28 protein-coding genes and 1 tRNA gene are annotated in these 25,448 nt (G+C 48.6%); 18 read left to right on the top strand and 11 right to left on the bottom strand.

Features of this window, described 5'->3' with window-relative positions; genetic code table 11:
• Positions 1 to 13 precede the first annotated feature (13 nt).
• From gldI to folP, 3 genes are all read right to left on the bottom strand, one after another.
• On the bottom strand, positions 14 to 628 hold the full coding sequence (gldI, locus tag DN748_RS04820; RefSeq protein ID WP_112370638.1) for a gliding motility-associated peptidyl-prolyl isomerase GldI: 615 nt from the start codon (positions 626 to 628) through the stop codon (positions 14 to 16).
• Positions 625 to 1,638: a DHH family phosphoesterase gene (locus DN748_RS04815; protein ID WP_112370637.1), complete on the bottom strand. Its 1,014-nt coding sequence runs from the start codon at positions 1,636 to 1,638 to the stop codon at positions 625 to 627. Before DN748_RS04815 ends, gldI begins: the two co-directional genes overlap by 4 nt.
• A gap of 88 nt (positions 1,639 to 1,726) precedes the next feature.
• Positions 1,727 to 2,551 (bottom strand): dihydropteroate synthase, encoded by an 825-nt coding sequence (gene folP, locus DN748_RS04810; RefSeq protein WP_112370636.1) that lies wholly within the window; start codon positions 2,549 to 2,551, stop codon positions 1,727 to 1,729.
• A gap of 152 nt (positions 2,552 to 2,703) precedes the next feature.
• Between folP and DN748_RS04805 the strand changes: the two genes are divergently transcribed.
• From DN748_RS04805 to DN748_RS04780, 6 genes are all read left to right on the top strand, one after another.
• A complete protein-coding gene (locus tag DN748_RS04805; RefSeq protein WP_112370635.1) occupies positions 2,704 to 3,249 on the top strand; it encodes a DUF1599 domain-containing protein in 546 nt (181 codons plus the stop codon).
• 90 nt (positions 3,250 to 3,339) lie between these two features.
• On the top strand, positions 3,340 to 4,437 hold the full coding sequence (locus tag DN748_RS04800) for a BT_3928 family protein (protein WP_112370634.1): 1,098 nt from the start codon (positions 3,340 to 3,342) through the stop codon (positions 4,435 to 4,437).
• A gap of 96 nt (positions 4,438 to 4,533) precedes the next feature.
• On the top strand, positions 4,534 to 5,040 hold the full coding sequence (locus DN748_RS04795; protein WP_112370633.1) for a TlpA family protein disulfide reductase: 507 nt from the start codon (positions 4,534 to 4,536) through the stop codon (positions 5,038 to 5,040).
• A complete protein-coding gene (gene tpiA / locus DN748_RS04790) occupies positions 5,037 to 5,786 on the top strand; it encodes a triose-phosphate isomerase (RefSeq protein WP_112370632.1) in 750 nt (249 codons plus the stop codon). The genes DN748_RS04795 and tpiA overlap by 4 nt, the downstream gene beginning before the upstream one ends.
• An 83-nt stretch (positions 5,787 to 5,869) precedes the next feature.
• The gene (prmA, locus tag DN748_RS04785; RefSeq protein ID WP_112370631.1) at positions 5,870 to 6,709 is read left to right on the top strand and encodes a 50S ribosomal protein L11 methyltransferase; all 840 of its coding nucleotides are present in this window, start codon (positions 5,870 to 5,872) and stop codon (positions 6,707 to 6,709) included.
• Between the two features lie 118 nt (positions 6,710 to 6,827).
• Positions 6,828 to 7,157 (top strand): ATP-dependent Clp protease adaptor ClpS, encoded by a 330-nt coding sequence (locus tag DN748_RS04780; protein WP_112370630.1) that lies wholly within the window; start codon positions 6,828 to 6,830, stop codon positions 7,155 to 7,157.
• On the opposite strand, the gene DN748_RS04775 is transcribed toward DN748_RS04780, so the two are convergent.
• The 3 genes from DN748_RS04775 to DN748_RS04765 form a co-directional block, all read right to left on the bottom strand.
• Positions 7,154 to 8,209: a cytochrome d ubiquinol oxidase subunit II gene (locus DN748_RS04775; protein ID WP_112370629.1), complete on the bottom strand. Its 1,056-nt coding sequence runs from the start codon at positions 8,207 to 8,209 to the stop codon at positions 7,154 to 7,156. The genes DN748_RS04780 and DN748_RS04775 overlap by 4 nt on opposite strands.
• Entirely contained in the window at positions 8,206 to 9,516 is a 1,311-nt protein-coding gene (locus DN748_RS04770) for a cytochrome ubiquinol oxidase subunit I (protein WP_112370628.1), read from the bottom strand. Before DN748_RS04770 ends, DN748_RS04775 begins: the two co-directional genes overlap by 4 nt.
• Before the next feature lie 133 nt (positions 9,517 to 9,649).
• Positions 9,650 to 9,722 (bottom strand) — tRNA-Gly (locus tag DN748_RS04765).
• A 250-nt stretch (positions 9,723 to 9,972) separates the two neighbouring features.
• Here DN748_RS04765 and DN748_RS04760 point away from each other — a divergent pair.
• Complete coding sequence (locus DN748_RS04760) at positions 9,973 to 10,425, top strand: GNAT family N-acetyltransferase (protein ID WP_112370627.1); 453 nt, start codon at positions 9,973 to 9,975, stop codon at positions 10,423 to 10,425.
• 31 nt (positions 10,426 to 10,456) lie between these two features.
• A complete protein-coding gene (locus tag DN748_RS04755; RefSeq protein ID WP_112370626.1) occupies positions 10,457 to 11,191 on the top strand; it encodes a M15 family metallopeptidase in 735 nt (244 codons plus the stop codon).
• A 93-nt stretch (positions 11,192 to 11,284) separates the two neighbouring features.
• Here the strand turns inward: DN748_RS04755 and DN748_RS04750 are convergent, their stop codons facing one another.
• Positions 11,285 to 11,677, bottom strand: a complete 393-nt coding sequence (locus tag DN748_RS04750; protein WP_112370625.1) for an ankyrin repeat domain-containing protein — start codon at positions 11,675 to 11,677, stop codon at positions 11,285 to 11,287.
• Between the two features lie 352 nt (positions 11,678 to 12,029).
• On the opposite strand from DN748_RS04750, the gene gpmI reads away from it, so the two are divergent.
• The 3 genes from gpmI to DN748_RS04735 all read left to right on the top strand — a co-directional run bounded on the left by gpmI (position 12,030) and on the right by DN748_RS04735 (position 14,572).
• Positions 12,030 to 13,547 carry a 2,3-bisphosphoglycerate-independent phosphoglycerate mutase gene (gene gpmI, locus DN748_RS04745; protein ID WP_112370624.1) on the top strand — a complete coding sequence of 506 codons (1,518 nt, stop codon included), beginning with the start codon at positions 12,030 to 12,032 and terminating at the stop codon, positions 13,545 to 13,547.
• Positions 13,548 to 13,709: 162 nt separating this feature from the next.
• Positions 13,710 to 13,982, top strand: a complete 273-nt coding sequence (locus tag DN748_RS04740; protein ID WP_112370623.1) for a Sec-independent protein translocase subunit TatA/TatB — start codon at positions 13,710 to 13,712, stop codon at positions 13,980 to 13,982.
• Entirely contained in the window at positions 13,982 to 14,572 is a 591-nt protein-coding gene (locus DN748_RS04735) for a phosphatase PAP2 family protein (RefSeq protein WP_112370622.1), read from the top strand. The genes DN748_RS04740 and DN748_RS04735 overlap by 1 nt, the downstream gene beginning before the upstream one ends.
• Here the strand turns inward: DN748_RS04735 and DN748_RS04730 are convergent.
• Entirely contained in the window at positions 14,525 to 15,169 is a 645-nt protein-coding gene (locus tag DN748_RS04730) for an O-methyltransferase (protein WP_112370621.1), read from the bottom strand. The genes DN748_RS04735 and DN748_RS04730 overlap by 48 nt on opposite strands.
• Positions 15,170 to 15,296: 127 nt before the next feature.
• Here DN748_RS04730 and kynU point away from each other — a divergent pair, with 127 nt between their 5' ends.
• The 7 genes from kynU (at position 15,297) to DN748_RS04695 (ending at position 21,018) form a co-directional block, all read left to right on the top strand.
• A complete protein-coding gene (gene kynU, locus DN748_RS04725) occupies positions 15,297 to 16,595 on the top strand; it encodes a kynureninase (RefSeq protein ID WP_112370620.1) in 1,299 nt (432 codons plus the stop codon).
• A 90-nt stretch (positions 16,596 to 16,685) separates the two neighbouring features.
• Complete coding sequence (locus DN748_RS04720) at positions 16,686 to 18,038, top strand: FAD-dependent oxidoreductase (protein ID WP_112370619.1); 1,353 nt, start codon at positions 16,686 to 16,688, stop codon at positions 18,036 to 18,038.
• A 136-nt stretch (positions 18,039 to 18,174) separates the two neighbouring features.
• Positions 18,175 to 18,582: an Rrf2 family transcriptional regulator gene (locus tag DN748_RS04715; RefSeq protein ID WP_112370618.1), complete on the top strand. Its 408-nt coding sequence runs from the start codon at positions 18,175 to 18,177 to the stop codon at positions 18,580 to 18,582.
• Positions 18,583 to 18,651: 69 nt separating this feature from the next.
• The gene (locus DN748_RS04710; protein WP_112370617.1) at positions 18,652 to 19,305 is read left to right on the top strand and encodes an NAD(P)-dependent oxidoreductase; all 654 of its coding nucleotides are present in this window, start codon (positions 18,652 to 18,654) and stop codon (positions 19,303 to 19,305) included.
• Between the two features lie 121 nt (positions 19,306 to 19,426).
• The gene (locus DN748_RS04705; RefSeq protein WP_112370616.1) at positions 19,427 to 20,242 is read left to right on the top strand and encodes a M48 family metallopeptidase; all 816 of its coding nucleotides are present in this window, start codon (positions 19,427 to 19,429) and stop codon (positions 20,240 to 20,242) included.
• Positions 20,243 to 20,402: 160 nt separating this feature from the next.
• Positions 20,403 to 20,618, top strand: coding sequence for a hypothetical protein (locus DN748_RS04700; RefSeq protein ID WP_112370615.1), 216 nt, complete (start codon positions 20,403 to 20,405; stop codon positions 20,616 to 20,618).
• Positions 20,608 to 21,018 (top strand): putative toxin-antitoxin system toxin component, PIN family, encoded by a 411-nt coding sequence (locus tag DN748_RS04695; protein WP_112370614.1) that lies wholly within the window; start codon positions 20,608 to 20,610, stop codon positions 21,016 to 21,018. Before DN748_RS04700 ends, DN748_RS04695 begins: the two co-directional genes overlap by 11 nt.
• 101 nt (positions 21,019 to 21,119) lie before the next feature.
• On the opposite strand, the gene DN748_RS04690 is transcribed toward DN748_RS04695, so the two are convergent.
• From DN748_RS04690 to DN748_RS04675, 3 genes are all read right to left on the bottom strand, one after another.
• The gene (locus tag DN748_RS04690; protein WP_112370613.1) at positions 21,120 to 22,460 is read right to left on the bottom strand and encodes a Gfo/Idh/MocA family protein; all 1,341 of its coding nucleotides are present in this window, start codon (positions 22,458 to 22,460) and stop codon (positions 21,120 to 21,122) included.
• Between the two features lie 5 nt (positions 22,461 to 22,465).
• Positions 22,466 to 23,845 (bottom strand): 3-keto-disaccharide hydrolase, encoded by a 1,380-nt coding sequence (locus DN748_RS04685; RefSeq protein ID WP_112370612.1) that lies wholly within the window; start codon positions 23,843 to 23,845, stop codon positions 22,466 to 22,468.
• Between the two features lie 487 nt (positions 23,846 to 24,332).
• Entirely contained in the window at positions 24,333 to 25,436 is a 1,104-nt protein-coding gene (locus tag DN748_RS04675; protein ID WP_112370610.1) for a glycoside hydrolase family 88/105 protein, read from the bottom strand.
• Positions 25,437 to 25,448 lie beyond the last annotated feature (12 nt).

Below are 25,448 nucleotides of genomic sequence, written 5' to 3'. Positions count from 1 at the left end.
TTTTTGGTTTTGATTATTCGATATGTTCCGCCGCCGGTGCCGCCGGTATGCTGTCCGGAGCCTTTTCGAGGATATCGGTCAGGGTCACCGTACTCTTTATGGGAATATTGATCCCGATACGCTCTTCGTCCCCGTGGTAGCCGTATCCCAGGGAAGAGGGGAACAGAAAGGTTGCCGTCTCTCCCTTTTTAAGCAGCTTTACAGCCGTTCTCAGGCCGGGAAAAAGGTGCTCCCTGTCTACTTCCAGGGTTACATCCCCTATTTCCTCCCTGCTGTAGACCACACTGTTGTCCAGCAGCCTGATATCGTAACTGATAACGATAACATCGCCGGTTTTCGGGGTATAGGTGGCCGTACTGTCCTTTTGGGTATAATAATACCAGTATCCGTTGGAGGAGGCAATATACTGATGTACCGTATCTTCGGCCATGAGTTTCCGTATGTATTCCTGTTCTTCGGACAGCAGGGCCTGGTTGCGTTCTACCGATTTCCTGAAAAACGCTCCGGTCTTTACCTGTACGGGGCGCCTCGGCTCCGGTTCCTTACAGGAGGTGCAGCATACGGATATGAGCAGTCCGAGAACGATATTGCTGACGATGGTGATATGCCTGATGTCAATGTATTTCATGAGGTGAGTGCTGCTTTGTAATCGCCGAGCAGGCCGGTGAACCTCGCCACGGTTTTTTCCATGGGCAGATCACTCCTTCCGCCGGCAGCATTGATATGTCCGCCACCGTTAAAATGCTCCCGCGCAAACTCGTTTACCGAGAAATCACCTGTGGAACGCAGGGATATCTTGATAAAGTCTTCCTGGGTATCTTCTATGAAGATCACCGAGAAACGCACCTTGTTCAGCGATAGTCCGTAATTGACAAAACCTTCGGTATCTCCTTTCCTGAAGCCGTATTGTTCCAGTTCGTTCCGGGAAAGGGTGATATACACGGTGTTGAACTCTTCGAGCAGCACCAGGTTTTTCAGGGCGCATCCCAGCAGGTGAAGACGGCTCAGGCCGTTGGTGTCGTATACTGCGTTGTGGATATCGGAGTTCCGCGCACCCCGGTCTATAAGATCGGCAATAACCCGGTGGGTAAGGCTGGTAGTTGACGGAAACCGGAAGGATCCCGTATCGGTCATGATTCCGGTATACAGGCAGGTGGCAATGTCCCTGCCGATCTTGTTCCTGTGCCCCATGCTGTCTATAAAATGATAGATCATCTCACAGGTAGACCCCATTTGCGGATCGGAATAGATATACGTGGCGTAGTCTTCGGGCTGTTCGTGGTGGTCGATCATCACAAAGGTGGCCTTGCTCTTTTCCAGCACAGGCTTCATGTCTTCCACCCGTCCCAGGGCATTGAAATCGAGGGTAAAGATCAGTTCGGCCTGGTCTATAAGGCGTTTTGCCGTCTTCCTTTTCGTTTCGAATTTGACCACTTCGTCATTACCGGGCATCCATTTGAGAAAATCGGGATATTCATTGGGCGATATTACCGTAGCATTATGCCCCAGAAGTTTCAGGTAGTGATACATGGCCAGTGAGGCCCCCATGGCATCACCATCCGGGTTTTTATGCGGTATGATCACCACTCCGGAAGGCGTTTCCAGTACAGGTTCCAGTTCTTGTATATTTGTATTCATAAGGGGCTAAGATACGACTTCTGACGGTTTTTTATAAAAAATAAGCTCAACTTAATAATAGATATTATGCAGATCGGTTTTGCGACCCTCAGGAATGTAACTGTGTTACTATTTTAATACTCTGGACGGCTTCCCTGACATCGTGTACCCTGAGGATGACGGCTCCTTTGAGCAGTGCTATGGTGTTCAGAACCGTAGTGCCCGGCAGGGCTTCTTCCGGGGAAATGCCCAGCAGGCGGTAGATCATGGATTTCCTGCTGACCCCTGCCAGTACGGGGAGTCCGGTCTGTTGCAGCAGTTCCATACGGTCCAGCAATTCGTAGTTATGCCCGAGGGTCTTGGCAAAACCGAACCCCGGGTCGATAATAATATCACTGATACCGGCTTCCCTGGCCTTTGCGGTTTTTTCGGAAAAGTAGTACAGCACTTCACGTGCGATATCATCGTATTGCGGGTCCTGCTGCATGTTCTGCGGGTTTCCCTTCATGTGCATCATGATATAGGGAACACGCAGGGCTGCTACGGTGGCAAACATGTCCGGGTCGAGGTTTCCCGAAGCGATATCGTTGATCATGGCAGCCCCTTCCGATATGCAGGCACGGGCTACGGAGGCCCTGAAGGTGTCTGCGGAAATGAGAATACCCGGAAAATGCCTGACCAGCATTGACACCACCGGAACGATACGCCGTAATTCCTCGTCTTCCGCAACCTGGTCGGCTCCCGGACGGGAACTGTATGCCCCGACATCGATAAAATCAGCGCCTTCTTTCAACATGCTTTCGGTATGCTTCAGTATGGCGGTCTCCTCTTTGTACCGTCCCCCGTCAAAAAACGAATCGGGAGTAATATTGAGAATGCCCATGACCCTGGGAGTACTGAGGTCGATAAGTTTCCCTTTGCAGTTGATCGTCATCGTTGTATTCATAGCAGAACGGGCTATACGTTGTCTTCGGGTAAAATTAAGGACAATATTCCAGCTTTCCGGGGAGGGGGCACGAAATTTTCCCTGTAAGGTTGAGCATTTCAAAAAATTAATCGAAATTTACACCAAATACACAGACCGATATGCAGCATACTTCCGAGCAGTACGATGAGGTGATCGCCACCTGCAGGGAACTGTTTACCCATAAGATGAAAGATTACGGCAGTGCCTGGCGGATATTGAGATTGCCGTCGCTTACCGACCAGATCTTTATAAAAGCGCAGAGAATACGCAGTCTCCAGGAGAAAAGAATGCGAAAAGTAGACGAAGGGGAAACCCCCGAGTTTATCGGGATCGTCAATTATTCGGTCATGGCCCTGATACAGCTCGAGAAAGGCGTGGCCGACCACCCCGACCTGGGACCGGAGGAGGCTACGGCACTATATGACAGTAAAATTGCGGAGACCAAAAACCTGATGGAAGCCAAAAATCACGACTACGGAGAAGCCTGGCGCGACCTGAGAATAAGTTCACTGACCGACCTCATCCTCCAGAAGATCCTCCGGGTAAAGCAGATCGAAGACAATGAAGGGAAGACCACCGTGAGTGAAGGGGTTGCAGCCAATTACCAGGATATGATCAATTATTCGGTCTTTGCCCTGATCAAGATGATGAAGCTTGAAGCTTGAAGTTTTGGAGTTATACGATGCCAACGGCTGTACCTGCAACCTATAACCTGTAACCTGCAACCAACAGCGGTCTAAAATAAATTTATTGACATGAAATACACAGTACATATATCCCGCTTTATCGTAGGCGTATTGTTTGTGATCAGCGGAGGAATCAAGATCAACGATCCGATGGGGTTCTCCTTTAAGCTGGAGGAGTATTTCGGTGCGGATGTGCTCAACCTGCCTTTTCTGGCTCCCTACGCCCTGGGAATTGCGGTTTTCCTGGTTGTGGTGGAAGTGTTGCTGGGAGTGATGCTGCTTGTGGGATATAAACCGAAGTTTACGGTATGGAGCCTGTTGCTCATGATCGTGTTCTTTACCTTTCTGACCTTTTATTCCGCCTATTTCAACAAGGTCACCGATTGCGGGTGTTTCGGAGATGCCATCAAGCTTACCCCCTGGGAATCCTTCGGTAAGGATATGGTGCTGTTGCTGCTTATCCTGCTGCTTTTTGCAGGCAGGCGGTATATTACCCCGCTGATGTCGGAAAGGACGGGGATGTTTGTTATGGCAGCGGCCCTTCTGGGATGTGTTTTTTTTGCACACCATGTGTTGAACCACCTGCCCGTAATCGATTTCAGGCCTTATAAGGTGGGCGCCAACATCACCAAAGGAATGATTGTACCCGAAGATGCCCCCAAGCCGCTATATGAGTATTCCTGGAAGTTTGAAACAGACGGGGAAGAGAAGATCGTAAAGACGGAAGGCGATTATCCCGAGGTGGACGGGGATTTTATAGGGGTAGACACCCGGGAGATCCGGGAAGGATATGTGCCGCCCATTCACGATTTTACCATAGAGAAGGACGGGGAAGACCACACCGTTGAAATGCTGGAGGAAGACAAGCTTGTCATGGTCATTGCCTACAATATGGGCAAATCTGACGAGGAAGGGTTTCCGGCAGTAAAAGAGGCCACCGACCGGGCCATTGCGGCGGGGTATAAGGTTATCGGAATGTCGGCTTCGGGAGAAGCCCGTACTACGGCGGTCAGGGAGAAATACGACCTGGATTTCGATTTTTATTTTACCGATGAAACGACACTTAAGACCATCATCAGGTCGAACCCGGGGATGGTGAGGCTGCACCGGGGTACCGTGGTGCAGAAACTGCATTATAACGATGCCGGCGAACTGGAAACTGATTAAATGACGTTGTGCTCTGAAATATTATTTTAAATTTGTAGAGTTTTCATTTTTATATATACGGGGGCATAATGTCACCACAATGCTAAACTGATCGCTATGAAAAGAATATTTATGGCCTTTTTTACCGTGGCCTTTCTTCTGTTGTGCCCTGTTGTCAGGTCGCAGGAATTTTCAAAAGAAGCCCTGAACGATGTCTTTCTCACCACCGAAGGAAAAGATATATCTTTTGCCCAAGTTCTTGAAACCCATAAGGGGAAGACTCTCTTTATAGATGTCTGGGCGTCCTGGTGTAAGGATTGCCTGGAGAGTATTCCCGGCCTTCGCAAGCTGAAAGACCGGTATACGGACGTCACTTTTCTGTTCCTGTCTCTCGACCGGAGCGTAGAGGGATGGCATAAAGGAAGGGAGAAACACCGGCTGGATTACGGGGAGCACTATTTTATCAAGGCAGGCTGGAAAGGCAGTGCTTTTTGTAAAGATATCGAACTGGACTGGATACCGCGATACCTGGTGGTAAGTCCGGAAGGAAAGATAGTCCTGTACAAAGCCATCGAGACGGATGATGAATCATTAATAAATACCTTAAACCAAACCATACAATGAGAAAAAAGATTGTTGCCGGAAACTGGAAAATGAATAATGACCTCGGGCAGACCGACGAATTGTTGTCCAAACTGCTTAAAAAAATGCCCGAAACCGAAGCCGAGGTGATGGTAGCCCCCTCCTTTACCAGCCTCAGGGTCGCATTTGATACCTTGAGCCAGAGCCCTGTAGAGGTTATTGCCCAGAATATGCATTATGCGGATAACGGCGCCTATACGGGGGAGGTTTCTGCCGAAATGCTGAAAAGTGTAGGAATAAATACGGTAATCCTGGGGCATTCGGAACGAAGGGCCTATTTTAACGAAACCGATGAAACACTTGCCAAAAAAGTGGATACTGCGCTTAAGAATGAAATGACTATCGTATTCTGTTTCGGCGAGGAACTGGAAGACCGCAAGTCGGAAAAGCATTTTGAAGTGGTAGAAAACCAGTTGAAAAAGGCATTATTCCACCTTGGGCCACAGGCGTGGAAACGTATTGTACTGGCATATGAACCGGTCTGGGCCATAGGTACGGGAGAAACGGCCACTCCGGAGCAGGCACAGGAAATGCACGCCTTTATCAGGAAGACTATTGCACAGCAGTACAGCGATAAGGTGGCAGACAAGGTGTCTATACTTTATGGCGGAAGTGTAAAACCGGATAACGCCAGGGAAATATTCTCTCAACCCGATGTAGACGGGGGGCTTATCGGCGGAGCATCGCTTAAAGCCAAGGATTTTATTGCCATTATAGAGGCGGTGTAGGTTAATTTGATAATGTGTCAATGTGATAATTTGTCAATGTGATAATTTGTCAATTTGGAAATGGGTTAATGTGTTAAGGGAAGATGAATATGCAATATGTAGGCTGTTATTTTAAGGTGCGGCCGCTGCAGCCGGGCACGGATATTCTCATAGCAGAACTGGGAGCAGCCGGGTTTGAGAGTTTTGTGGAAAACGAGGATGGGCTTAATGCCTATATTCTCAAGGATCACTGGGACCCGGCATGCCTTGACGAAATCTATGTATTGCACAGCGGGGAGTTCGATATCAGCTATGAAACCGAAGAGATCGCACAGGTCAACTGGAATGAAGAATGGGAGAAAAACTTTCATCCTATTACTGTCGACGGGCGGTGTACGGTAAGGGCCCCTTTCCACGACACACCCGGTACCGAATACGATATTGTGATAGAACCCAAGATGAGCTTCGGGACAGGGCATCACGAAACAACCCATATGATGATACAACATTTGCTGGGAACGGAGCTGAACGGCAAAAAAGTTCTCGATATGGGATGCGGGACGGGGGTTCTGGCCATTCTGGCAGAAAAACTCGGTGCCGTGAATATCGACGCCATAGATATTGATAACTGGTGTTACCTCAACTCACTGGAAAATGCGGAGCGGAACCACAGCAGGGAAATTACGGTGCTGGAAGGAGATGCCGGCCTGCTGGGAGGGAAGGCTTATGATGTGATCATTGCCAATATCAACAGGAATATCCTTCTGGAAGATATTCCCCGGTATGCCGGATGCCTGCGTCCGGGGGGAGTGCTCCTGCTCAGCGGTTTTTATAAAGACGATATCCCGGTTATTGATGCATTGTGCAGGGAATATTCCATGAAACAGGAGCGTGCTTTGGAGCGGAATCATTGGGTAGCCCTTAAATACAGGTCTTTATCCTGACCGCAGCAGTGAAAAAGATAAACGCCGGAAGGGTTGCTTTTTTGATTTAATTTTTGTTTAACTTTGTATAAGAGCGGTTTACGTAATTTTGTTGTTAACCATATCTACTACAGAAACTATGGACTCAGAAAAAAACACGGCTGTTTATTACCGGAAGCCGGGGCCTTTCAGGTTTTCTTTCCAGGAAGAGAGCGAAGAAGAGGTGTTGGTGCTGGAAGATGTAAAGCGTCAGAACGAAATTGTGCTTTACAACGATGATGTCAATACTTTTGATTATGTTATCGAGATGCTTATCGATGTCTGTGAGCATACCCCGGAGCAGGCTGAGCAGTGTTCCATTATTGTCCACTACAAGGGCAAATGCACGGTAAAGACAGGTCCGTATGAAGATCTTAAACCCCGTTGTTCCATGTTGCTGGATGCCGGATTAAGTGCTGAGATCGTTTAGACGGTTTTTCCCCGGTTGCCCCGGTCACCTTCGGCAGGTTGCAGTACCTTAAAAAGCCCGAACGCCTTAAACAGGTGGAACAGCCCCGGAAGAATGAGTACCGAGCCGGCGAGTAAGGCATAGGCAATGGAGTTAATTACGGTATCCGTGGCCATATGATCATAAATGCTTACCGCCCCTTCGCGGGTAAATACCAGGTAGGGAAAATTGGATTGTGCCCAGGCCCCGAGTATGATCAATACCTGGATGGCTACCAGTATCCTGACCATTACCTTTTTTTCCTTTCCGAGATAGATCCAGATGGGGACCAGTAGTGCGGATGCGAGTAATACGAGCACTATGCTCAGGGAATTATCGAAAAAGTGATCTATAAAAACCTCTTCGGCATATATTCCGTAACCGAATACCAGTACACTGCTCAGGGCCACCGCAAGGTTGGCCTTCCGGGCCCTTGCAATAAAAAGTTTCTGCTCGTTCCCCGAAGTTTCTCCCACGAGGAATACCGCCGATGAAAAGGAGACCAGCGAGACCACAAAGATGCCCATCAGGAATGAGGTGATGTTAAACCAGGGATGGATATAGGCTTCGGCAAAAGAATGCTGTTCCAGGTCTTCCACCGGAACGAGCTGTCCCGAGATCAGGGCTCCTGCACTGATACCTAACAGGAAAGGCGTAATGATACTCGAATACTGGAACAGTTTGTTGTATATTTTCTGAGAACCATCTACCACTGCGTCGTAATGCCTGAAAATAAAGGCTGTACCGCGTATGACAACACCAAAAAGCATCAGGGTGAGGGGAATGTGCAACTGTGTGGTGATGATATAGTAGTAACGGGGAAAGGCGATCCACATGATGACAATAACTATGATCAGCCATACGTGGTTGGCCTCCCATACGGGGCCTATGATCTGGTAGGCGACATTCCTGGTCAGTTTTTTGTTTTTTCGGGAGGAGAGCAGTTCCAGTATGCCTACCCCGTAATCGGCACCTCCGAATACGAGGTAGAGGTATACGGATACGAACAGGAAAAAGAGTACTACGGCGGTCATGAGTTCCGGTTTTGTCGGTTAAACACGGTGATCTGCCTGCCCATCAGCCAGCTTACCGCAATGGCGAGGACCAGGTAGAGCAATATAAAGATAAAGAGGCTGAATTCTATTCCCTTCATGGGCGTCACCGAGTCGGCTGTTTTCATGATATTGTATATCACCCAGGGCTGCCTGCCTACTTCGGTAACGATCCACCCGGCTTCCACGGCAATGAAGCCCAGCGGCGCAGCCAGGGCAAAGAGCACCCAGAACCAGCGTTTTTCCGATAGCGCTCTCTTCTTACGGCTTATAAAGAACAGTATGGCCAGTGCGGCCAGCAGTGTGCCCAGCCCCACCATAACCTGGAAAGCGTAATGAGTGATGGCTACGGGGGGCAGGTGATCGTCCGGGAAATCATTGAGCCCTTTGACCTCGGCGTCAAAATCTCCGAAAGCGAGGAAAGAGAGCATCTTCGGAAGTTCGATTTTATGGGTCACCTCCCGTTTATCCTCGTTCACTATACCACCGATATACAGGGGAACTCCCTTTGCGGTTTCGTAATGCGCTTCCATGGCGGCCAGTTTTACGGGCTGTCTTACGGCGATGTCCTTGGCAGAAATATCGCCGCTTACTGGCTGAAGGATAGCCGCAACGGCCCCGAAGGTAATGGCTATGGTAAAGGCTTTCCGGTGAATGGCCGTGTTTCTGCGTTTCCATACCTGCCAGGCATGTATCCCTGCTACGGCAAACCCGGTAGCCGTAAAGGCCGCCAGTACCATGTGAAGTGCCTGTGAGAACCAGGCGTCGTTAAAAAGTGCTTTTACCGGGTCTATGCTGGTGAATTCACCGTTGATATACTCAAAGCCGGCAGGGGCATTCATCCACCCGTTGGCAGAGACTACCAGTATGCCCGATGCCACCCCGGAAATTCCTATGATCAATCCTGTAAACCAGTGAAACCATTCGCTTTTTATCTTTTTCCATCCGTAGAGGTAAAACCCCAGGGCAATGGCTTCCACAAAAAAGGCGGCTCCTTCCAGCGAAAACGGCATCCCGATAATGGGACCGGCATAGAGCATGAATTTTGGCCATAACAGGCCGAGTTCAAAGGAAAGGATGGTGCCTGATACCGCACCGGTGACAAAAAAGATGGCCACCCCTTTCTGCCACGCCTTGGTCAGGGACAGGTAGGCCTTGTCCCTGGTCTTTAACCACTTGTAGTGCGAAACTACCATAAAAAAGGGCATGACCATACCGATACAGGCAAAAACGATATGAAAGATCATTGAAACAGCCATTTGCAGGCGGGCGGCGTCCAGCGTTTCCATAGGGAAGAGATTTGTAAACAAAGATACGCCTTTATTCCGGCATTTCCCGGGCCCAAATGTTAAATGGAGCAGGCAAAATGCCCTGACTGTTTTATAATGTAAAATAAGAGTGATCGGGAAGAAAAGGAAAAAGAGCGGGAGACGAGGTTCGAACTCGCGACATTCAGCTTGGAAGGCTGACGCTCTACCAACTGAGCTACTCCCGCTTGTTTACCGTATTACCGGTAGGTGTATTTGATAAGAGCGTTTTGTCAAATGCGGAGCAAATATAAGTAATCGGAGTAATTAACTCCAAGAAAAAAAACTTTTTTTGATTAAAAAAATGCCCGGTTTGAGGGAAGGTCCCGGGCGTGAGCAGGTATCCTTTTTGTACACAACAACTTATGTAATTTGTGGTAAAAACAGGTGCCGGGATCGAAAAATGGGTTAATTTTATATTTTGGAAATTTCAGAAACATGAAGGACGCAAGCCATTATCAGGTAAAATTCATAGATGCCGCCCGGACCTACGAAGTACGGCACCCCGTGCTCAGGGAGGGATTGCCGCTGTCGTCGTGTATATTCGAGGGAGATGACGATCCCGGAACATTCCACCTGGGTGTTTTTGACGGGGACCGGCTGGCGGGTGTAGTCACCCTCCTGGAGCGGAATAATCCCGTATTTGATGTTCACAGACAGTTTCAGCTGAGGGGCATGGCTGTCATGCCGGAATACCGTGGGGAGAGACTGGGATACAGGCTGGTGAGGGCTGCCGAGGAGGAAGTAATGCGGAGATCGGGCAGTTTTATATGGATGAATGCCAGAAAAGTAGCCATAGGGTTTTACGAACATATAGGGTATGCGATAACCGGGGAAGAGTTTCTGATAGAGACGGCGGGGCCCCACTACCTGATGAGCAGGTTCCTGTAATGATCCGGCGACGGAATATTGGAGATAAGGTATGAAAAGAAGAAACTTTATGAAATCGGTAACCCTGGCCGCAGTGGCGGCGGGGAGTTTTCCAGTAATGGCTGCCGGCCGCGGGGAATATTCTTACGAAGAACTTATCGGTAAGGGCACGCCCGGACTTTTCGGGGACGGGATACAGCTCAGACTTGAGGCAAGCCGTGCTTTTGAGGAGATGAGGAAGGCCGCGGCCGGTGAGGGTATAGGGATAAAGATCGTATCCGGTTACCGCACGTTCCGGAGACAGAAGGCGATCTGGGAACGAAAATACCAGGCCTATACGGAAAACGGCATGGAGCCCTCAAAAGCCATAGACAGGATCATCGAGTATTCAACCATACCGGGAACGTCCCGGCACCACTGGGCAACGGATATCGATATTATAGATGAACGGGTGTCATTTTCGGGAAATGACCTTCTGAATACTGCAAACTACGAAGGGAACGGAGCCTTCAGCGACCTGAAAAACTGGATGGATAAAAATGCTGCTGCCTATGGTTATTACCTGGCCTATACCGACAGGCCAGGGCGCAGGGGGTTTTATTACGAGCCCTGGCATTACAGCTATGCACCGCTGTCCGTACCTATGCTCAGGGCATACCGGGAACTGGATGTAAAAGCCATCATCACCCGTGAAAAAGTGGCCGGGGCGCTTTATTTTACCGATGGTTTTATCGACAGGTATACCGAAGAGAACATACTGGATATAAACCCCGTCCTTTTACCTTAGGCTATGGTGAGGATTCCCCTGTAAAATACAAAACCCCACCTGGTGGCGGGGTTTCTAACTAATCAAAATATGTAAAACATGAGATTATGAGTCTCATTTTTTTAAGGCCTCTTCCAGTAAGGTCACCGCTTCCGTGGCATTGGAAAGCTCTGCGTACTTAAGGGCGGTAAAGCCTTTTTCGTTTTTTGTTTTAAGTTTGGCGCCGTTGGCGATCAGGACCTTGATAATCTCTACCTTATTGTAACGGGCGGCGTACATCAGGGGGGTAAGTCCCTCCGATTTTTCATTGACATCGTATCCCAGTTCGATAAGTTTTTTAACAGTGGTCAGGTCTCCCTTTGATATGGCCAGGCAAAAAGGACTTACATCGGGGAGTTTTTTTACACTTGTTTTATGGTTTCCGTGTACTGTTCCGTCAGAAGCCGAAGCAGGAGAAAATGAAAATGTAAGGGCTAAAACAGCGAGGATTGAAATTGTCTTTTTCATGATGTATTGATTTTGATGGATTAAAAATTTTCTGATGATTGTTTTTCGTTTTTTTAAAGCGCTTTGTAATAAAGACGGGAACCTTGCAGGAATGTTACAGCAATATTTTTTTATAACAAAAAATTAACAATTGTCAGGCGGGAAACAAGAGGGGGGCGGTTAACTGTTTGAAATATAGTCTCTTGTTTTTGCCGGTGTCCTGCGCTGTACTGCATAAAAGGGCCTGTGATCATTTATTCCGTTTCTTGATAGCCTTATGCATTTGATTTAGCAATAGTATTCGTACTTTTGTAAGACGAGCCGGAAAATACGTTGTAAACACTTCAAAATTCCATATATAGAAATTCAAGACATGAACAAGAAAGTTTTACTGATGATCCTCGACGGATGGGGCAAGTCTCCCGATCCTAAAATATCGGCGATAGATAATGCCAATACTCCTTTTATAGACTCTCTGTACAAGAAATATCCGAATGCCAATCTGCTGACGGACGGAATGAATGTGGGCCTTCCCGAAGGGCAGATGGGAAACAGCGAGGTAGGGCACATGAACCTCGGTGCAGGCAGGATCGTATACCAGGATCTGGCCAGGATAAACCTGGCGGTGGAAAAAGGCACGCTTTCTGAAGAACAGGTGCTCCGGGAGGCCTTTGCGCATGCCAGGGAAACCGGGAAAAACGTACACTTTCTGGGACTTTTAAGCGATGGAGGAGTACATTCGCATATCAATCACCTCAAGGGGTTGCTGGATGCTTCAGACAGTTACGGACTGGAGCAGGTCTACGTACATGCCTTTACGGACGGCCGTGATGTGGACCCCAGAAGCGGGAAGGGCTTTGTGGCTGATATCGGGGAGTATTGCCGGAAGAAACATGCTGTTCTGGCCTCGGTAACCGGAAGGTATTATGCCATGGACAGGGATAAGCGCTGGGAAAGGGTCAAGCTCGCTTATGATGCCCTGGTCAACGGTGAAGGATACCTGACCACCGACCTGGTGGGAGCGGTACAGGAAAGTTATGACGAGGGAGTGACCGATGAATTTATAAAACCCATTATCGCCGATAACGGGGAAGGGCAGCCCGTGGCTACCATTCAGCCCGGAGATGTCGTGATCTTCTTTAACTTCAGGACCGACAGGGGAAGACAACTGACCCAGGCCCTGAGCCAGCAGGACTTTCACGAACAGAATATGCACAAACTGGACCTCTATTTTGTGACGATGACCAATTACGACGAGACCTTTGAGGATATTCACATTATTTATGACAAGGAGAATATCAAAAAGACACTCGGAGAGGTTTTGTCGCAGGCAGGCAAGAAGCAGATCAGGATTGCCGAAACGGAAAAGTATCCTCATGTGACTTTCTTCTTTAACGGCGGAAGGGAAGAGCCTTTTTTAGGGGAAAAGCGTATCCTGTGCCCTTCTCCCAAAGTAGCGACATACGACCTGCAACCAGAGATGAGTGCCTATGATATTCGCGACGCCATTATTCCGGAACTGAAAAAAGGAGAGGCAGACTTTATATGCCTCAATTTTGCCAACCCGGACATGGTAGGGCATACCGGGGTAATGGAGGCTGCCGTAAAGGCTTGTGAAGCAGTAGACGAGTGTGCCCGGGATGTGGTAAGTACGGCCCTGGAAAACGGGTATGCTTCCATTATCATAGCAGACCACGGCAATTGTGATACCATGATCAACCCCGATGGCAGCCCGAATACCGCTCATACTACCAATCCCGTTCCGGTAATCGTAGTAGACAACGACGTAACCCATGTGGAAAACGGTATACTGGGCGATATAGCCCCTACCATTCTGAAACTGATCGGCGTGGAACAACCGGATGAGATGTCGAGGAAACCTCTGGTGTAGTTGTTAGTTCTTAGTTGGTAGTCTCTTAGTTTTGTTACAGGTTACAGTTTGTCAGGCCGGTGGCTGTGACCTGTAAAGTAGGCGTCCGGAAATAATTGATCTCCGAATTCTTGTCATGCACCCGGAAACTTCCGTATATTTGTATTTATTATTCTATAACCTATGTTTTTATTTATCAGCGGCCCGGAAATACTTTTTATCCTTTTTATCGTAGTGATGGTCTTTGGTGCCGATAAGATCCCGGAAATTGCAAGGGGACTGGGCAAGGGGATGCAGCAACTGCGCAATGCTACCAATGATATCAAGAGCGAGATACAGAAAAGTGCGGAAAAACAGGGAATAGATACCGGTTTTACCGATGATATCAACAATGAGATCAATAAGGTCAAAGACGATATAGACGATCTTACCGGGTCGGTCAAAAGGCAGCTTTAATGATTGGTATGCCGTGGCCGGAGTGGGACAGGGATATTCTGGTATCGGTAAACCGGCTGGGAAGTCCGCAATGGGACGGAGCCTGGTCCCTGGCCACCAGTATAGTGGCATGGACTCCCCTTTACCTCGGGCTCTTGTACGGTGTTGCAAGGAGTTTTTCCGGGAAAAGGAGACTGGCCGTAGTGGCGGTTGTGTTGTTTACACTGGCATTTACCTTGTTAACGACCGAGATCGTCAAGGAAACCGTACAGCGGCTCAGGCCTGTAAACGACCCGGTCATGTTAAAGCAGCTCAGGGTGGTTGTTCTCGCCCCGGGGTACAGCTTTTTTTCCGGACATGCTTCCAATGCCGCCGCAATTACCACACTCTTTATACTTTTTATGCGTAAAAAACTGAAATGGGTCTGTATTTTATGCCTGTGGCCTCTTGTTTTCGGGTTGAGCAGGATCTATTTTGCGGTACACTATCCGCTGGATGTTTTTACGGGATGGCTGGCAGGTACGGGCATCGCCCTTGCCGTATACTTTTTTATGGGCCGGCAGTTAGTCGATTACGCGGCTTACCGTGAGACCGTCGCGAACCGGAAGTAATACGGTTTCGACACGCGGATCTTCCCTGAGCTTACTGTTGTATTCGATTAAAGCCACAGTGCTCATGTCATTGTCGCTTACTTCTTCCAGTACTTTTCCACTCCACAATACGTTGTCCGACAGTATAAGACCTCCCTTTTTCATCTTCGGTACGATAAGGTCGAAATACCTGGAGTAATTGGGCTTGTCCGCATCGATAAAGACGAGGTCGATCCCGTTTTCCAGTCCGGGGATAAGCTCCAGGGCGTCACCGGTATGCTGTATGATCCGGTCGCCGTATCCGCTGAGGTCGAAATACTTCCGCTGAAATCCGTACAGTTCCTCATTGATGTCGATGGTGTGCAGTGTACCCGTTTTTTGCAACCCTTCTGCGAGGCACAGTGCGGAATACCCGGTGTAGGTGCCTATCTCGAGAATGTATTCCGGTGTCACGAGTTTGGACAACAGGCTTAAAAGCCTCCCCTGGAAATGTCCGCTCAGCATACGGGGCCGCAATACCTTCTGGTGGGTTTCCCGGCTGAGTTGCCGGAGCAGTTCCGGTTCCTGTTCGGAATGGTCTTCTACGTAACGTTCGAGATTTTCGGAGATAAAATGCATAAAGTATTGTTTTGTTACAAATATAGTGCAGAACCCGGGATGGAGTGATGAAGAAGTTTTTATTTCCGATAGTCCTCATGTTCCTTTAATTGAGAAGAAATCCGTACTTTTACCGAAACAAAAAAGAATGCACTTCCAGAATACGAGAGCGTTTGCAGCGGAAACAGACGCTCGGGATCCTTTGAAAAAGTATAAAGAAGAATTTATTTTTCCTCTCGTAAACGGAAAACCGGTGATCTATTTTACCGGGAATTCCCTCGGGTTGCAGCCCAAAAGAACCCGGAAGTTTGTCGAAGAGGTCATGAACGACTGGGGAGAGATGGCCGTAGAAGGCCATTTTCATGCCGGGAAACCCTGGTGGGATTACCAGGAGCGGTTTGCCGGCCCGTTGAGCCGGGTAGTGGGGGCGCGTCCTTCGGAAGTTACGGTGATGAACACACTCACCGTAAACCTGCACCTGCTCATGGTTTCATTTTATCGCCCTCATAAGGCAAGGTACAAGATACTGTGTGAGGCAAAGGCCTTTCCGAGCGATCAGTATATGCTGCAGAGCCAGGTGAAATTTCACGGTTATGACCCGGCCGATGCTATTGTGGAAATAGCCCCGAGAGAAGGGGAGCACAATATACGTACTGAAGATATCCTGGCTAAAATAGACGAAACCGGTGATGAACTTGCCCTGGTACTTATGGGAGGGGTCAATTACTATACCGGGCAGGTTTTTGATATGAAGAACATTACCCGTGCCGGACATCAGGCAGGGGCCGTAGTGGGATGGGACCTGGCACATGCCGCGGGAAATGTGAAACTGGAGCTGCACGACTGGGATGTGGATTTTGCAGCCTGGTGCAGTTATAAATACATGAACAGCGGCCCCGGGAATGCCTCGGGGGTTTTTGTACATGAGAAACACCATGAAGATACCGGTATACCGAGGTTTGCCGGGTGGTGGGGGCACAATAAGGAACGTCGTTTTCTGATGGAACCACAGTTCGACCCGGTGCGCGGGGCAGACGGCTGGCAGGTAAGTAATCTGCCGGTGTTGTCCCTGGCACCTTACCTGGCTTCCGTAGAGATGTTCGAAGAAGTGGGAATGGATGCCCTTATAGCGAAGCGGGATACGCTGACCACTTATCTCGAATTTATACTGGAACAGGTAGACGCCGCAATACCGGACAGCACATTTGAGATCATAACTCCCGGGAATCCGGAAGAACGCGGTTGCCAGCTTTCCGTATTCTTGCACGGGCAGGGCCGGCCGTTGTTCGATTACCTGATGAAAAACGGGGTGGTCACCGATTGGAGGGAACCCAACGTGATACGACTGGCACCGGCTCCGTTTTACTGTTCTTTTGAGGACATGTACGAGTTCGGACAGATTTTGACGAATGGCATAAAATACCTGTCTGCAAGGGAAAACCGATAAAAAAAACGAATACTGGCGGCCGGTGAATACCCTACACTTTAAGGGGGGCTGTTTCCGAACCCGGTAAAAAACACGCGAAAAAACAATTAAATGCAGGAATCAAAAAGAATAGCTATCGTAGGCAGCGGGCTGGTAGGGTCGTTGCTGGCTATTTACCTGAGGAACAGGGGACATGAAGTAGATGTTTATGACCGGAGACCGGATATACGGACCATTGAGTTTTCAGGCAGGTCGATAAATCTGGCCATGTCGTTACGGGGCTGGAATGCCCTGAAAGAAGCCGGTGTTGCAGAGGCGGTCAGGAAACTGGCCATTAGAATGGATAAAAGAGCCATACACGTGGTAGGGAAACCGGTGTATTTTCAGCCTTATGGTAAGGAGGGAGAAGCCATTTATTCCATTTCCAGGGGAGTGCTTAACAAGAAAATGATCGATCTGGCCGAAGAGGCGGGTACGCGCTTCCTGTTCGAATCCAAGGTATGGGATGTAGACCTCCCTACGGCAACCATCCATACCGGGCAGGCAGAAAACGAGGCCCGTGAGGCGCTTGCCTATGACATGGTATTCGGGGCAGACGGGGCATTTTCGAGGGTAAGACATAAAATGCAGCGGCAGGGGAGGTTCAATTACTCCCAGGAATTCCTGCAAACCGGATATAAGGAGCTCTCCATACCGGCCAATGCCGATGGTAGCCACCGGCTGGACAAACATTCCCTGCATATCTGGCCGCGAGGAATGTTTATGCTGATTGCCCTGCCCAACCTGGACGGTAGTTTTACCTGTACGCTTTTTATGCCTTTTGAAGGAAAGAATTCCTTTGAAGTGCTGAATACCGAAAGTAAGGTCCGGCAATTTTTCCAGGCCTACTTCCCGGATGTTATTGAGGTCATGCCGGACCTGTTAGAGGATTTTTTCAGGAATCCCACCAGTACCCTGGTTACCGTAAAGTGTTTTCCGTGGACTTATGAAGACAAGGTAGCCCTCATAGGCGATGCCGCACATGCCATAGTACCGTTTTACGGACAGGGAATGAATGCCGGGTTTGAGGACATTCGCGTGCTGAACAATCTTATGAATGTGCATGGAGACGACTGGGCAACGGTGTTCCGGAGTTATCAGGCCACCCGTAAGCCCGATGCCGATGCCATAGCGGAACTCAGTTTCCGGAATTTTATGGAAATGAGTACCAAAACCGCAGACCCGTCCTTTATCCTGCGGAAAAAGATCGAAAGCAGGTTTGCTGAAAAGTATCCGGACCAGTGGCTGCCCCTGTACAGCAGGGTCACTTTTTCCGAACGGCCTTATGCCGAAGCCCTTGCCGAGGGCGACCGGCAGAGGGCTGTTATGGACGAGGTGATGAAGACCAAAGGGATAGAGGATATCTGGGACAGCGAAGCGGTAGAGCAGAAAATACTGCAGCTTCTCGAAGCTACTTCATCCTGATGGTACAGGTTGCCGGTCTGCCCGGTGCCTTCGATGCATCCCGGCCAATTGTATGGAAATCTGAAAAAAATGAAAGTATCGTACCGTATGTAAATGAAAATATATACTTTTGTACTGTAATTGTTTTTGTTACAGTATGAATAATGTACGTTTTGCCACTTCTTTACATATATTAACCCTGCTCGCTTCGATGCCGGGGAGTTATTTGTCATCCGATTTTATTGCCGGTAGTGTCAATGTAAACGCTGCGATGATCCGCAAGGAGATTGGGAACCTCAAGGCATGCGGGCTGGTTGAGAGTAAAGAGGGAAAAGGGGGAGGAAGTACACTGGCAAAACCGGCATCGGCAATATGGCTGTCGGAGGTGTATAAAGCAGTGCGGCAAGTGCCGGTATTGGGAAAGCCCAATACGCCAAATCCGAAATGCCCGATAGGCAGACAGGTAAATTCGCATTTGCAGATCCTTTATACAGATATGGATGATTATGTCGTAGAAAAACTTTCGGAGATGACCCTGGAAGAGTTTTTTAAAAAGTTCAATTAAAAAAATTTACTCAAAACTGTATGTCTTTATGATACAGTATAAAAAGTTTAACCTTAAAATCTATATAAAATGAAAATAGCATTGATCGGAGCAACCGGATTTGTGGGAGCCAATATTTTAAAAGAACTCTCCCGGAGAGGTCATGAGGTGACGGCCATAGCGAGGACACCGGAAAAATCAGAAGTAGTGGGAGAGAAGATCCGCCTTGTAAAGGCCGATGTATACGATACGGACAAACTGGCGGAAATTCTTGCCGGTCACGATGCGGTGGTAAGTGCTTTTAACCCGGGCTGGACGAACCCCAATCTGCACGATGATTTTCTCAAGGGATCGGGAGCTGTTGTAGAAGCGGTAAAAAAATCAGCGGTAAAGCGCTTTATTGTCATAGGAGGAGGAGGTAGCCTGTACCTGAAACCGGGATTACAGGTGGTGGATACTCCTGAATTTCCGGAGGAGATCAGACCCGGAGCGGATGCGGCCCGTAAGTTTCTTGAAGAGATAAAAAGGGAAGATACCTTAGACTGGGCCTTTTTCAGCCCGGCGCTCGAAATGCATCAGGGCGTAACTGCCGGCCGTACCGGTAAATACCGTCTCGGCCTGGAAAACCCGGTGTTTGACAAGGACGGAAGAAGTGTTTTGTCGGGAGAAGATGTAGGAGTCGTTATTGCAGACGAACTGGAGCACCCGAAACACCATAAACAACGTTTTACAGCGGCGTACTGATCCGGGATATGCGTACGGGGCGAGGAAATACTTGCCCGGCCGTATAAAATCGGGAATCTGTTTTTTGTGCTTAGCCGTTTCCTGTTATTTTTGTACTTTTAATATGTATATAATAACGGTTATGAGAAAAATAGGTTTATCATTGGGGTTGTTGTTTTTTGCCTTGTCCTGCAAAACCAACCCGTTTACGGGGAAGAGTACACTTAATTTTACGCCGAACAGTTCGCTGTTTCCCACAGCGTTTCAGCAGTATGATGAATTTCTGAAAGAGAACAAGGTTGTTACGGGTACTGCCGATGCCCAGATGGTGAAAAAAGTAGGGCAGCGCATTGCCAGGGCAGCCGAGCGATGGCTCAATGCCAATGGTTATGAGGGGTACCTGAAGGATTACCAGTGGGAGTATAACCTGGTCCGGGACGATCAGGTCAATGCCTGGTGTATGCCGGGAGGGAAGATCGTGGTATATACGGGCTTATTACCCATATCACAAACCGAAACCGGACTGGCGGTGGTAATGGGACATGAGGTAGCGCATGCCCTGGCCGATCACGGTGCACAGCGTATGAGTGCCGGTACCCTGCAACAGATAGGTGCTGTTGGAGTGGCGGTGGCCACCAGCGGGCAAAGCAGTATGGCACAGCAGGCTATCTCACAGGCATACGGGTTGGGCACCCAGGTAGGGGTCATGCTGCCGTTTAGCAGGAAACACGAAACCGAGGCTGATGCTATCGGTGTACAGATCATGGCCATCGCGGGCTACGACCCGGGAGAAGCCCCGAAACTGTGGCAGCGGATGAAAGCCAATTCGGGCGGACAGGCACCTCCGGAAATATTGAGCACCCACCCTTCCAGTGACAGCCGGATCAAAAACCTGACCCAGCTGGTCCCCGGGGCAAGGGCAGAAGCCAGAAAGTTCGGAGTGACGAGTTTTCAGTAGTCTGCTGATGAACCTGTTAGTTTTTGGGTTTTGTACATTTTCCCAAAATCATTATAGGGTCTGAAAAAATAAGTGTTTATTGTAAACGGGGCCGGAGATGAAAGGTAAATATGTCCGCAAGTTTGAAAATATTCATAATTTTATATAAAATTCGGATAAAATGGAAACAGTAAGAATTGACATACTAAACCCGAAGGCTAAAAATATTCTGAAGGATTTGGCCGACTTGAATTTAATAAAAATCAGTAAAGAGAAAACCGGTCCGGATTTTTCGTCTGTTTTGAAAAAAATGAGGAGCAAATCTGAAGAAGAGATTTCTCTTGATGAAATTGCAAAAGAAGTGGAATCCGTACGAAAATCAAGGTATGGAAAGTAAAAAGGTAATCCTGGATACCAATCTGTGGATTAGCTTTCTGATTTCTAAAAAATTAAATGCTTTAGATTCTTTGTTGAATGAAGGAAAAATAGTTTTAGTTTTTTCTGATGAACTTATCGAGGAATTTGTTAAAGTGATTACTCGTCCAAAATTCAGAAAGTATTTTTCGACAAATGATGTGAAAAGGATTCTGGACTGTTTTGACCAATTCGGGAAATTGATCAAAGTGAAATCAGATGTTCGGATATGTCGGGATGAAAAGGACAATTTTTTGCTAAATCTGGCTATAGACTCTAAAGCTCATTACCTTATTACAGGAGATGGTGATCTATTGGTTTTAAATCAAATCAAAAATACCAGAATTTTAACCTTTGCCGATTTTATGGGCGTGATATCTTAATTAGTTAGGATCCGGAGATAGCGATTTTTACGGATAATAAAAAAACAGGGGGCTGTGCGTGCGTGCATAGCCCCCTGTTTTTTATATCCTGATAAACCTGATCAGAGCTTTACCTCCCATCCCGGGGCATATTCCCTGCCCCATAACTTCATGGCCTTTCTGTCCCTGATCTTTCCGGATTCCGGATCGATCTCAAAGCTCCTGCCGGTACGGTAGGCAATATTGGTATAGTGTACCATGGCCATACTGATACTGGCATCGTCAATAGGGGCGGTGAGTTTGGCTTTTCCACGGATGGTATCGAAGAAGTTGAGCATATGTGCGGTGGTGAGGCTGCCCCCGCCACCGAGTGCTGTACCTGCTTCGTCACTGTTGCTGTCAAAGCTGTCCACCAGTTTCCCGACGCGGTCGTACCGCCGGTATTTCCCGCGGTCCATAAATACCGAACCCTCACTGCCGTAGATAATGGTACCCCTTCCGGCACCGTAAGTGTCGTAACCGTTACGGCTCTTTCCGTCCCACTGAATGATCTTATTGCCCTTGAACTTAAAGGTGGCCAGCATGGTGTCGTACATTTCCCATCCGTCATTCTCAAAATGTCGTTTGGCACCTTCCACTTCGGCGTATTCCGGGTAATCTACCCCCAAGGCCCACCGGGCTACGTCCAGTTCATGGGTGGCATTGTTCCCGGCTTCTGCCGTCCCGTAGTTCCAGCCGTACCAGTGCCAGTTGTAATCCCAGGTATTATGGGTGTATTCCCTTCTCGTGGCAGGCCCCTGCCACAAATCCCAGTCGAGCCCTTCCGGTACCGGGGCCGGTTGTTGTACAGGGACCTCGCCCCTGGTATTGGTGTAAAAGGCCACGGCCTTGTACGGGGTGCCGATCAGCCCGTTATGAATATCCGTAATTACCTTGGTGGTATGCAGGGAAGAGCGTTGCTGGTTGCCCATCTGCACCACTTTGCCGTACTTTCCGGCTGCCTCTACCAGCAATTCGTTTTCGTCCATATTATGGCTGCAGGGTTTTTCTACGTACACGTGTTTTCCTGCCTTCATGGCCATTACCGAACCCGGGGTATGCCAGTGGTCGGGAGTTGCATTGACCAGGATATCCACGTCTTTATCGTCCAGGACCTTCCTGATGTCGTTTTCCGTTTCCGGCTGGTAATCGATCCGTTCCGAGATTTCCCGGAGCGCCTTTTCCCGCTGGCTTTTCATCACATCGCAGAGATACCTCAAATGTACATTGGCTTCCTTTTTGGCAATGGGCTCATAGTAGGCCCCGACCCTTCTCCCGAGGCCGGCGATAGCTATATTAAGCCGGTCATTGGCGCCCATGATTCTCCGGTAACTGGCCGCAGGCATGCTCATAAGGGGGTGGCTTAGGGCTACGGCAGCACCACCCAGTAAGGTTTTGGATATAAAACTTCTTCTCGATGTCATTACAATCAGTTTAAGGGTTTGATTTTTACGTTTCTGAAATACACCAGGTTTCCGTGGTCCTGCAGAAGGATCTGTCCTGTTTCCAGTTCTCCGAAACCGGGCCATTTCTCGTATTTGCTCTCCGAGACCAGTTTCCTGAATTCCTCACTGCCCCGCTCGTATTCCAGTACCTTGACCCCGTTCAGCCAGTGTTCCACATGGTGGTCTTTGGAAATAATGTGAGCGGTATTCCACTCTCCCACGGGATGTATGGGTTTTTCGGGGTCTGCCTTGATAAGGTCGTACAATGAGGCCACGGTCCTGCTGCCTTCGTGGTTGCCCAGTTTGGCATCGGGGTGGTTGTCATCGTCCAGGATCTGGTATTCCAGCCCTATGGCAGAGCCTTCTCCTTTATTGAGTCCGGCATCTACGTAATATTTAATACCGCTGTTGGCCCCTTTGGTGATTTTAAAGTCGACCTTTAATTCGAAATCCCCGTAATTTTCTGTCGTTACGATATCTCCGCCGGCAGCAGATTCTTTTCCGTCCGAAGCCAGGACAACAAGAAGCCCATCTTCTATTTTCCAGCCTTTTTCCGGGAACCTGTCGAGTTTGGCGCCCCTCCAGCCGTCGGTGGTTTTTCCGTCCCATAGCAATTTCCAGCCATCTTCTTTTTCGGCTTCTGTCAGCTGGTTTCCGGTATTGAATACGGGGGCATCGCTTTCCATATTGTATTTTTCGAGATCGTCGGTGAGTATCCGGACATTTTTCCACATGATCTGTTTACCGGCTTCATCGTTTTTTCCTATGCTGTGTACCTGCAGGGCGATAAAACCTTCCCGTGTCTTGCCGTCTATCAGGTTTGCAGCGGCCACGCCATTTACCCACGTCTGAATGGTGTCGCCTATGGCTTCTACCCTGTAGTGGTTCCAGTCGTTTTGCTTGAAAGCTCCCTGGGCGGCAGTATTCAGGCTGAGCGGATACAGCCATCCCCTTCTGGCCTCGTCGTAGATCCCGCCGCTCCAGGCACGGTCGGAGGGGTCTATTTCCACCTGGTAGCCGTGCACCCGGCCGTTCCTGTATGCGGGAATACTGTTGCTCCTGATCTGTATCCCGGAATTCATGGAAGGATCTACCTTGTAATCCAGTTCCAGGATAAAATCTCCGTACATTTTATCCGTAGTGAGAAAGGAATTGGGTGTATCGTGTTTTGTGGTCCCCACGATCATACCGTCGATGGCCTCGTATTTGGCCTCACCGTTTTTCTGGGTCCATCCCGAAAGGGTTTCACCGTCAAAAAGCGGTTGCCAGGGCGTATCGTCCTTCTTCTGGTCTGCACAGCCTGTAATGGATAGTGATGCCAGGCACAGTGCAATAATTGATGTGTTCTTGCTTAAGCGTTTCATTTAATTTGAATTTAAAATATAGTCCGGTGTTTTCTTTTTCCTCACTTCTCCCGACAGGGACGAATACTTGTTTGTAATCCTTTCGAAAGATACTTCGGTAACGTTAACGAAATGGACTGGTGCTAAACTATTCAGTTTGTGTTTTATCATAATGATTCCCGGAAAGGATTTAAGGGTTAACAGGTCGCATTTTACAGGAAGCGGTATGCTCATATGCAGGCCATAGACCGGGAAACACCGGGTGAAGTGATGATAAGATCATAATTTATCTGATATTATTGGTTAAATTAATAGAAAAATCTGAAATATTTGTAAAGTTATAAATTATATCCGGGAATTTGCCCACTTAGCGGGATTTTAAACACTCCGGCACTTGCGCAATATGTTATATTGAGCAAGTCCGGAGTGCTTATTGGTTTTCCGGTGTGTTTGTAACAGTTCTCTTTTGAGTTTTTTACGTCATTACGTCAATTGATACAGGAGTTGATTATTTTTCCAGAAGAGCAGCTACACACCAGAGGTACGGGGCCTGCCCGTGATAGTCGCCGGTTCTTCTCGGACGGTCGTAATAATACTGTTTGTCATTTTTTTTATTGGTCCCGACACAGACTTCAGACACGGCTCCTTTGGTATCGATATAGGATACCAGCGCCATCCATGCTTTCCGGGCTGCGGGAGCATAGGTCCCGGCGTCCAGCCATCCTTGTTTTACCCCGGTGATAAAGGCATAGGCAAACATGGCCGACCCGGAGGTTTCGGCCCAGTAATCCGGTTCGTCGATCAGCTGGTTCCACATTCCGTCGGCAGTCTGGTAATCTTTCAGGCTTTTCATCATTTTCCGGTAGCCTTCCATGATCCGTGGCCGGTCTTTGTGGTCTTCCGGGAGATAGCGGAGCAGTTCTGTGACCCCGGCAGCCATCCAGCCATTGCCCCGTGCCCAGTAGTAGGGCACATCGGGGGCGTGATAGAAGAGCCCGTTCGGCCGCTGAAGCTCATCCAGGTACAAGACCATTTCTTTCGCTGCCCGGTCGATGTATTTCAGATCACCGGTCACTTTATAGGCATTGGCCTGTACGATGGTAATCATATACATGTCGTCGATCCATAGCCGCGTCTGCCAGGTATATCCTTTTTCAGCCCATTCTTTTTCGCCTGGTTTCGCATTTTCCGGAACCTCCCATTGTGTATCTGCATACGGCAGGCCCAGTTCTTTGTAACGCTGGTCCCCGGTAATCTGGTAAAGTGTTAAGGGCAGGCTGCCAAACATATTCAGGTCTACGTGGTTCCTGATGGGTAACAGTTCTTTTTCTGTCGTCAGCAAGAGTTCAAACCGGTCTTGCATGGACCGGAGAAGTGCCCGGTCATCCGTAAGTTGAGCAAACCTCAGGGCGCCGTTCCAGTAAAATGTCTCCGGGTAGCTGATCCATTTTCCTGCGTGGAGGGCATGTTTGGCATATACGAAACGGTATGCAACGAGTTTTCCTACTTCTTCGGGAGTGTATCCTTCCGGAAAGTCTTCCAGTGTATCTGTCTGGGCGGACAAAAACCGGAGAGGAAAACATAGGAATATAATCAATATTTTTTTGTACATAATGCTATTTTT

Origin of the sequence: Sinomicrobium soli (assembly GCF_003285545.1) — a bacterium.
Lineage (GTDB): Bacteria > Bacteroidota > Bacteroidia > Flavobacteriales > Flavobacteriaceae > Sinomicrobium.
This window is presented reverse-complemented; position numbering and strand designations above follow the sequence as displayed.

Coding starts and splice junctions, on each gene's coding strand:
- gldI (WP_112370638.1), bottom strand. CDS start 628: ATGAAATACATTGACATCAGGCATATCACCATCGTCAGCAATATCGTT.
- DN748_RS04815 (WP_112370637.1), bottom strand. CDS start 1,638: ATGAATACAAATATACAAGAACTGGAACCTGTACTGGAAACGCCTTCC.
- folP (WP_112370636.1), bottom strand. CDS start 2,551: ATGACGATCAACTGCAAAGGGAAACTTATCGACCTCAGTACTCCCAGG.
- DN748_RS04805 (WP_112370635.1), top strand. CDS start 2,704: ATGCAGCATACTTCCGAGCAGTACGATGAGGTGATCGCCACCTGCAGG.
- DN748_RS04800 (WP_112370634.1), top strand. CDS start 3,340: ATGAAATACACAGTACATATATCCCGCTTTATCGTAGGCGTATTGTTT.
- DN748_RS04795 (WP_112370633.1), top strand. CDS start 4,534: ATGAAAAGAATATTTATGGCCTTTTTTACCGTGGCCTTTCTTCTGTTG.
- tpiA (WP_112370632.1), top strand. CDS start 5,037: ATGAGAAAAAAGATTGTTGCCGGAAACTGGAAAATGAATAATGACCTC.
- prmA (WP_112370631.1), top strand. CDS start 5,870: ATGAATATGCAATATGTAGGCTGTTATTTTAAGGTGCGGCCGCTGCAG.
- DN748_RS04780 (WP_112370630.1), top strand. CDS start 6,828: ATGGACTCAGAAAAAAACACGGCTGTTTATTACCGGAAGCCGGGGCCT.
- DN748_RS04775 (WP_112370629.1), bottom strand. CDS start 8,209: ATGACCGCCGTAGTACTCTTTTTCCTGTTCGTATCCGTATACCTCTAC.
- DN748_RS04770 (WP_112370628.1), bottom strand. CDS start 9,516: ATGGAAACGCTGGACGCCGCCCGCCTGCAAATGGCTGTTTCAATGATC.
- DN748_RS04760 (WP_112370627.1), top strand. CDS start 9,973: ATGAAGGACGCAAGCCATTATCAGGTAAAATTCATAGATGCCGCCCGG.
- DN748_RS04755 (WP_112370626.1), top strand. CDS start 10,457: ATGAAAAGAAGAAACTTTATGAAATCGGTAACCCTGGCCGCAGTGGCG.
- DN748_RS04750 (WP_112370625.1), bottom strand. CDS start 11,677: ATGAAAAAGACAATTTCAATCCTCGCTGTTTTAGCCCTTACATTTTCA.
- gpmI (WP_112370624.1), top strand. CDS start 12,030: ATGAACAAGAAAGTTTTACTGATGATCCTCGACGGATGGGGCAAGTCT.
- DN748_RS04740 (WP_112370623.1), top strand. CDS start 13,710: ATGTTTTTATTTATCAGCGGCCCGGAAATACTTTTTATCCTTTTTATC.
- DN748_RS04735 (WP_112370622.1), top strand. CDS start 13,982: ATGATTGGTATGCCGTGGCCGGAGTGGGACAGGGATATTCTGGTATCG.
- DN748_RS04730 (WP_112370621.1), bottom strand. CDS start 15,169: ATGCATTTTATCTCCGAAAATCTCGAACGTTACGTAGAAGACCATTCC.
- kynU (WP_112370620.1), top strand. CDS start 15,297: ATGCACTTCCAGAATACGAGAGCGTTTGCAGCGGAAACAGACGCTCGG.
- DN748_RS04720 (WP_112370619.1), top strand. CDS start 16,686: ATGCAGGAATCAAAAAGAATAGCTATCGTAGGCAGCGGGCTGGTAGGG.
- DN748_RS04715 (WP_112370618.1), top strand. CDS start 18,175: ATGAATAATGTACGTTTTGCCACTTCTTTACATATATTAACCCTGCTC.
- DN748_RS04710 (WP_112370617.1), top strand. CDS start 18,652: ATGAAAATAGCATTGATCGGAGCAACCGGATTTGTGGGAGCCAATATT.
- DN748_RS04705 (WP_112370616.1), top strand. CDS start 19,427: ATGAGAAAAATAGGTTTATCATTGGGGTTGTTGTTTTTTGCCTTGTCC.
- DN748_RS04700 (WP_112370615.1), top strand. CDS start 20,403: ATGGAAACAGTAAGAATTGACATACTAAACCCGAAGGCTAAAAATATT.
- DN748_RS04695 (WP_112370614.1), top strand. CDS start 20,608: ATGGAAAGTAAAAAGGTAATCCTGGATACCAATCTGTGGATTAGCTTT.
- DN748_RS04690 (WP_112370613.1), bottom strand. CDS start 22,460: ATGACATCGAGAAGAAGTTTTATATCCAAAACCTTACTGGGTGGTGCT.
- DN748_RS04685 (WP_112370612.1), bottom strand. CDS start 23,845: ATGAAACGCTTAAGCAAGAACACATCAATTATTGCACTGTGCCTGGCA.
- DN748_RS04675 (WP_112370610.1), bottom strand. CDS start 25,436: ATGTACAAAAAAATATTGATTATATTCCTATGTTTTCCTCTCCGGTTT.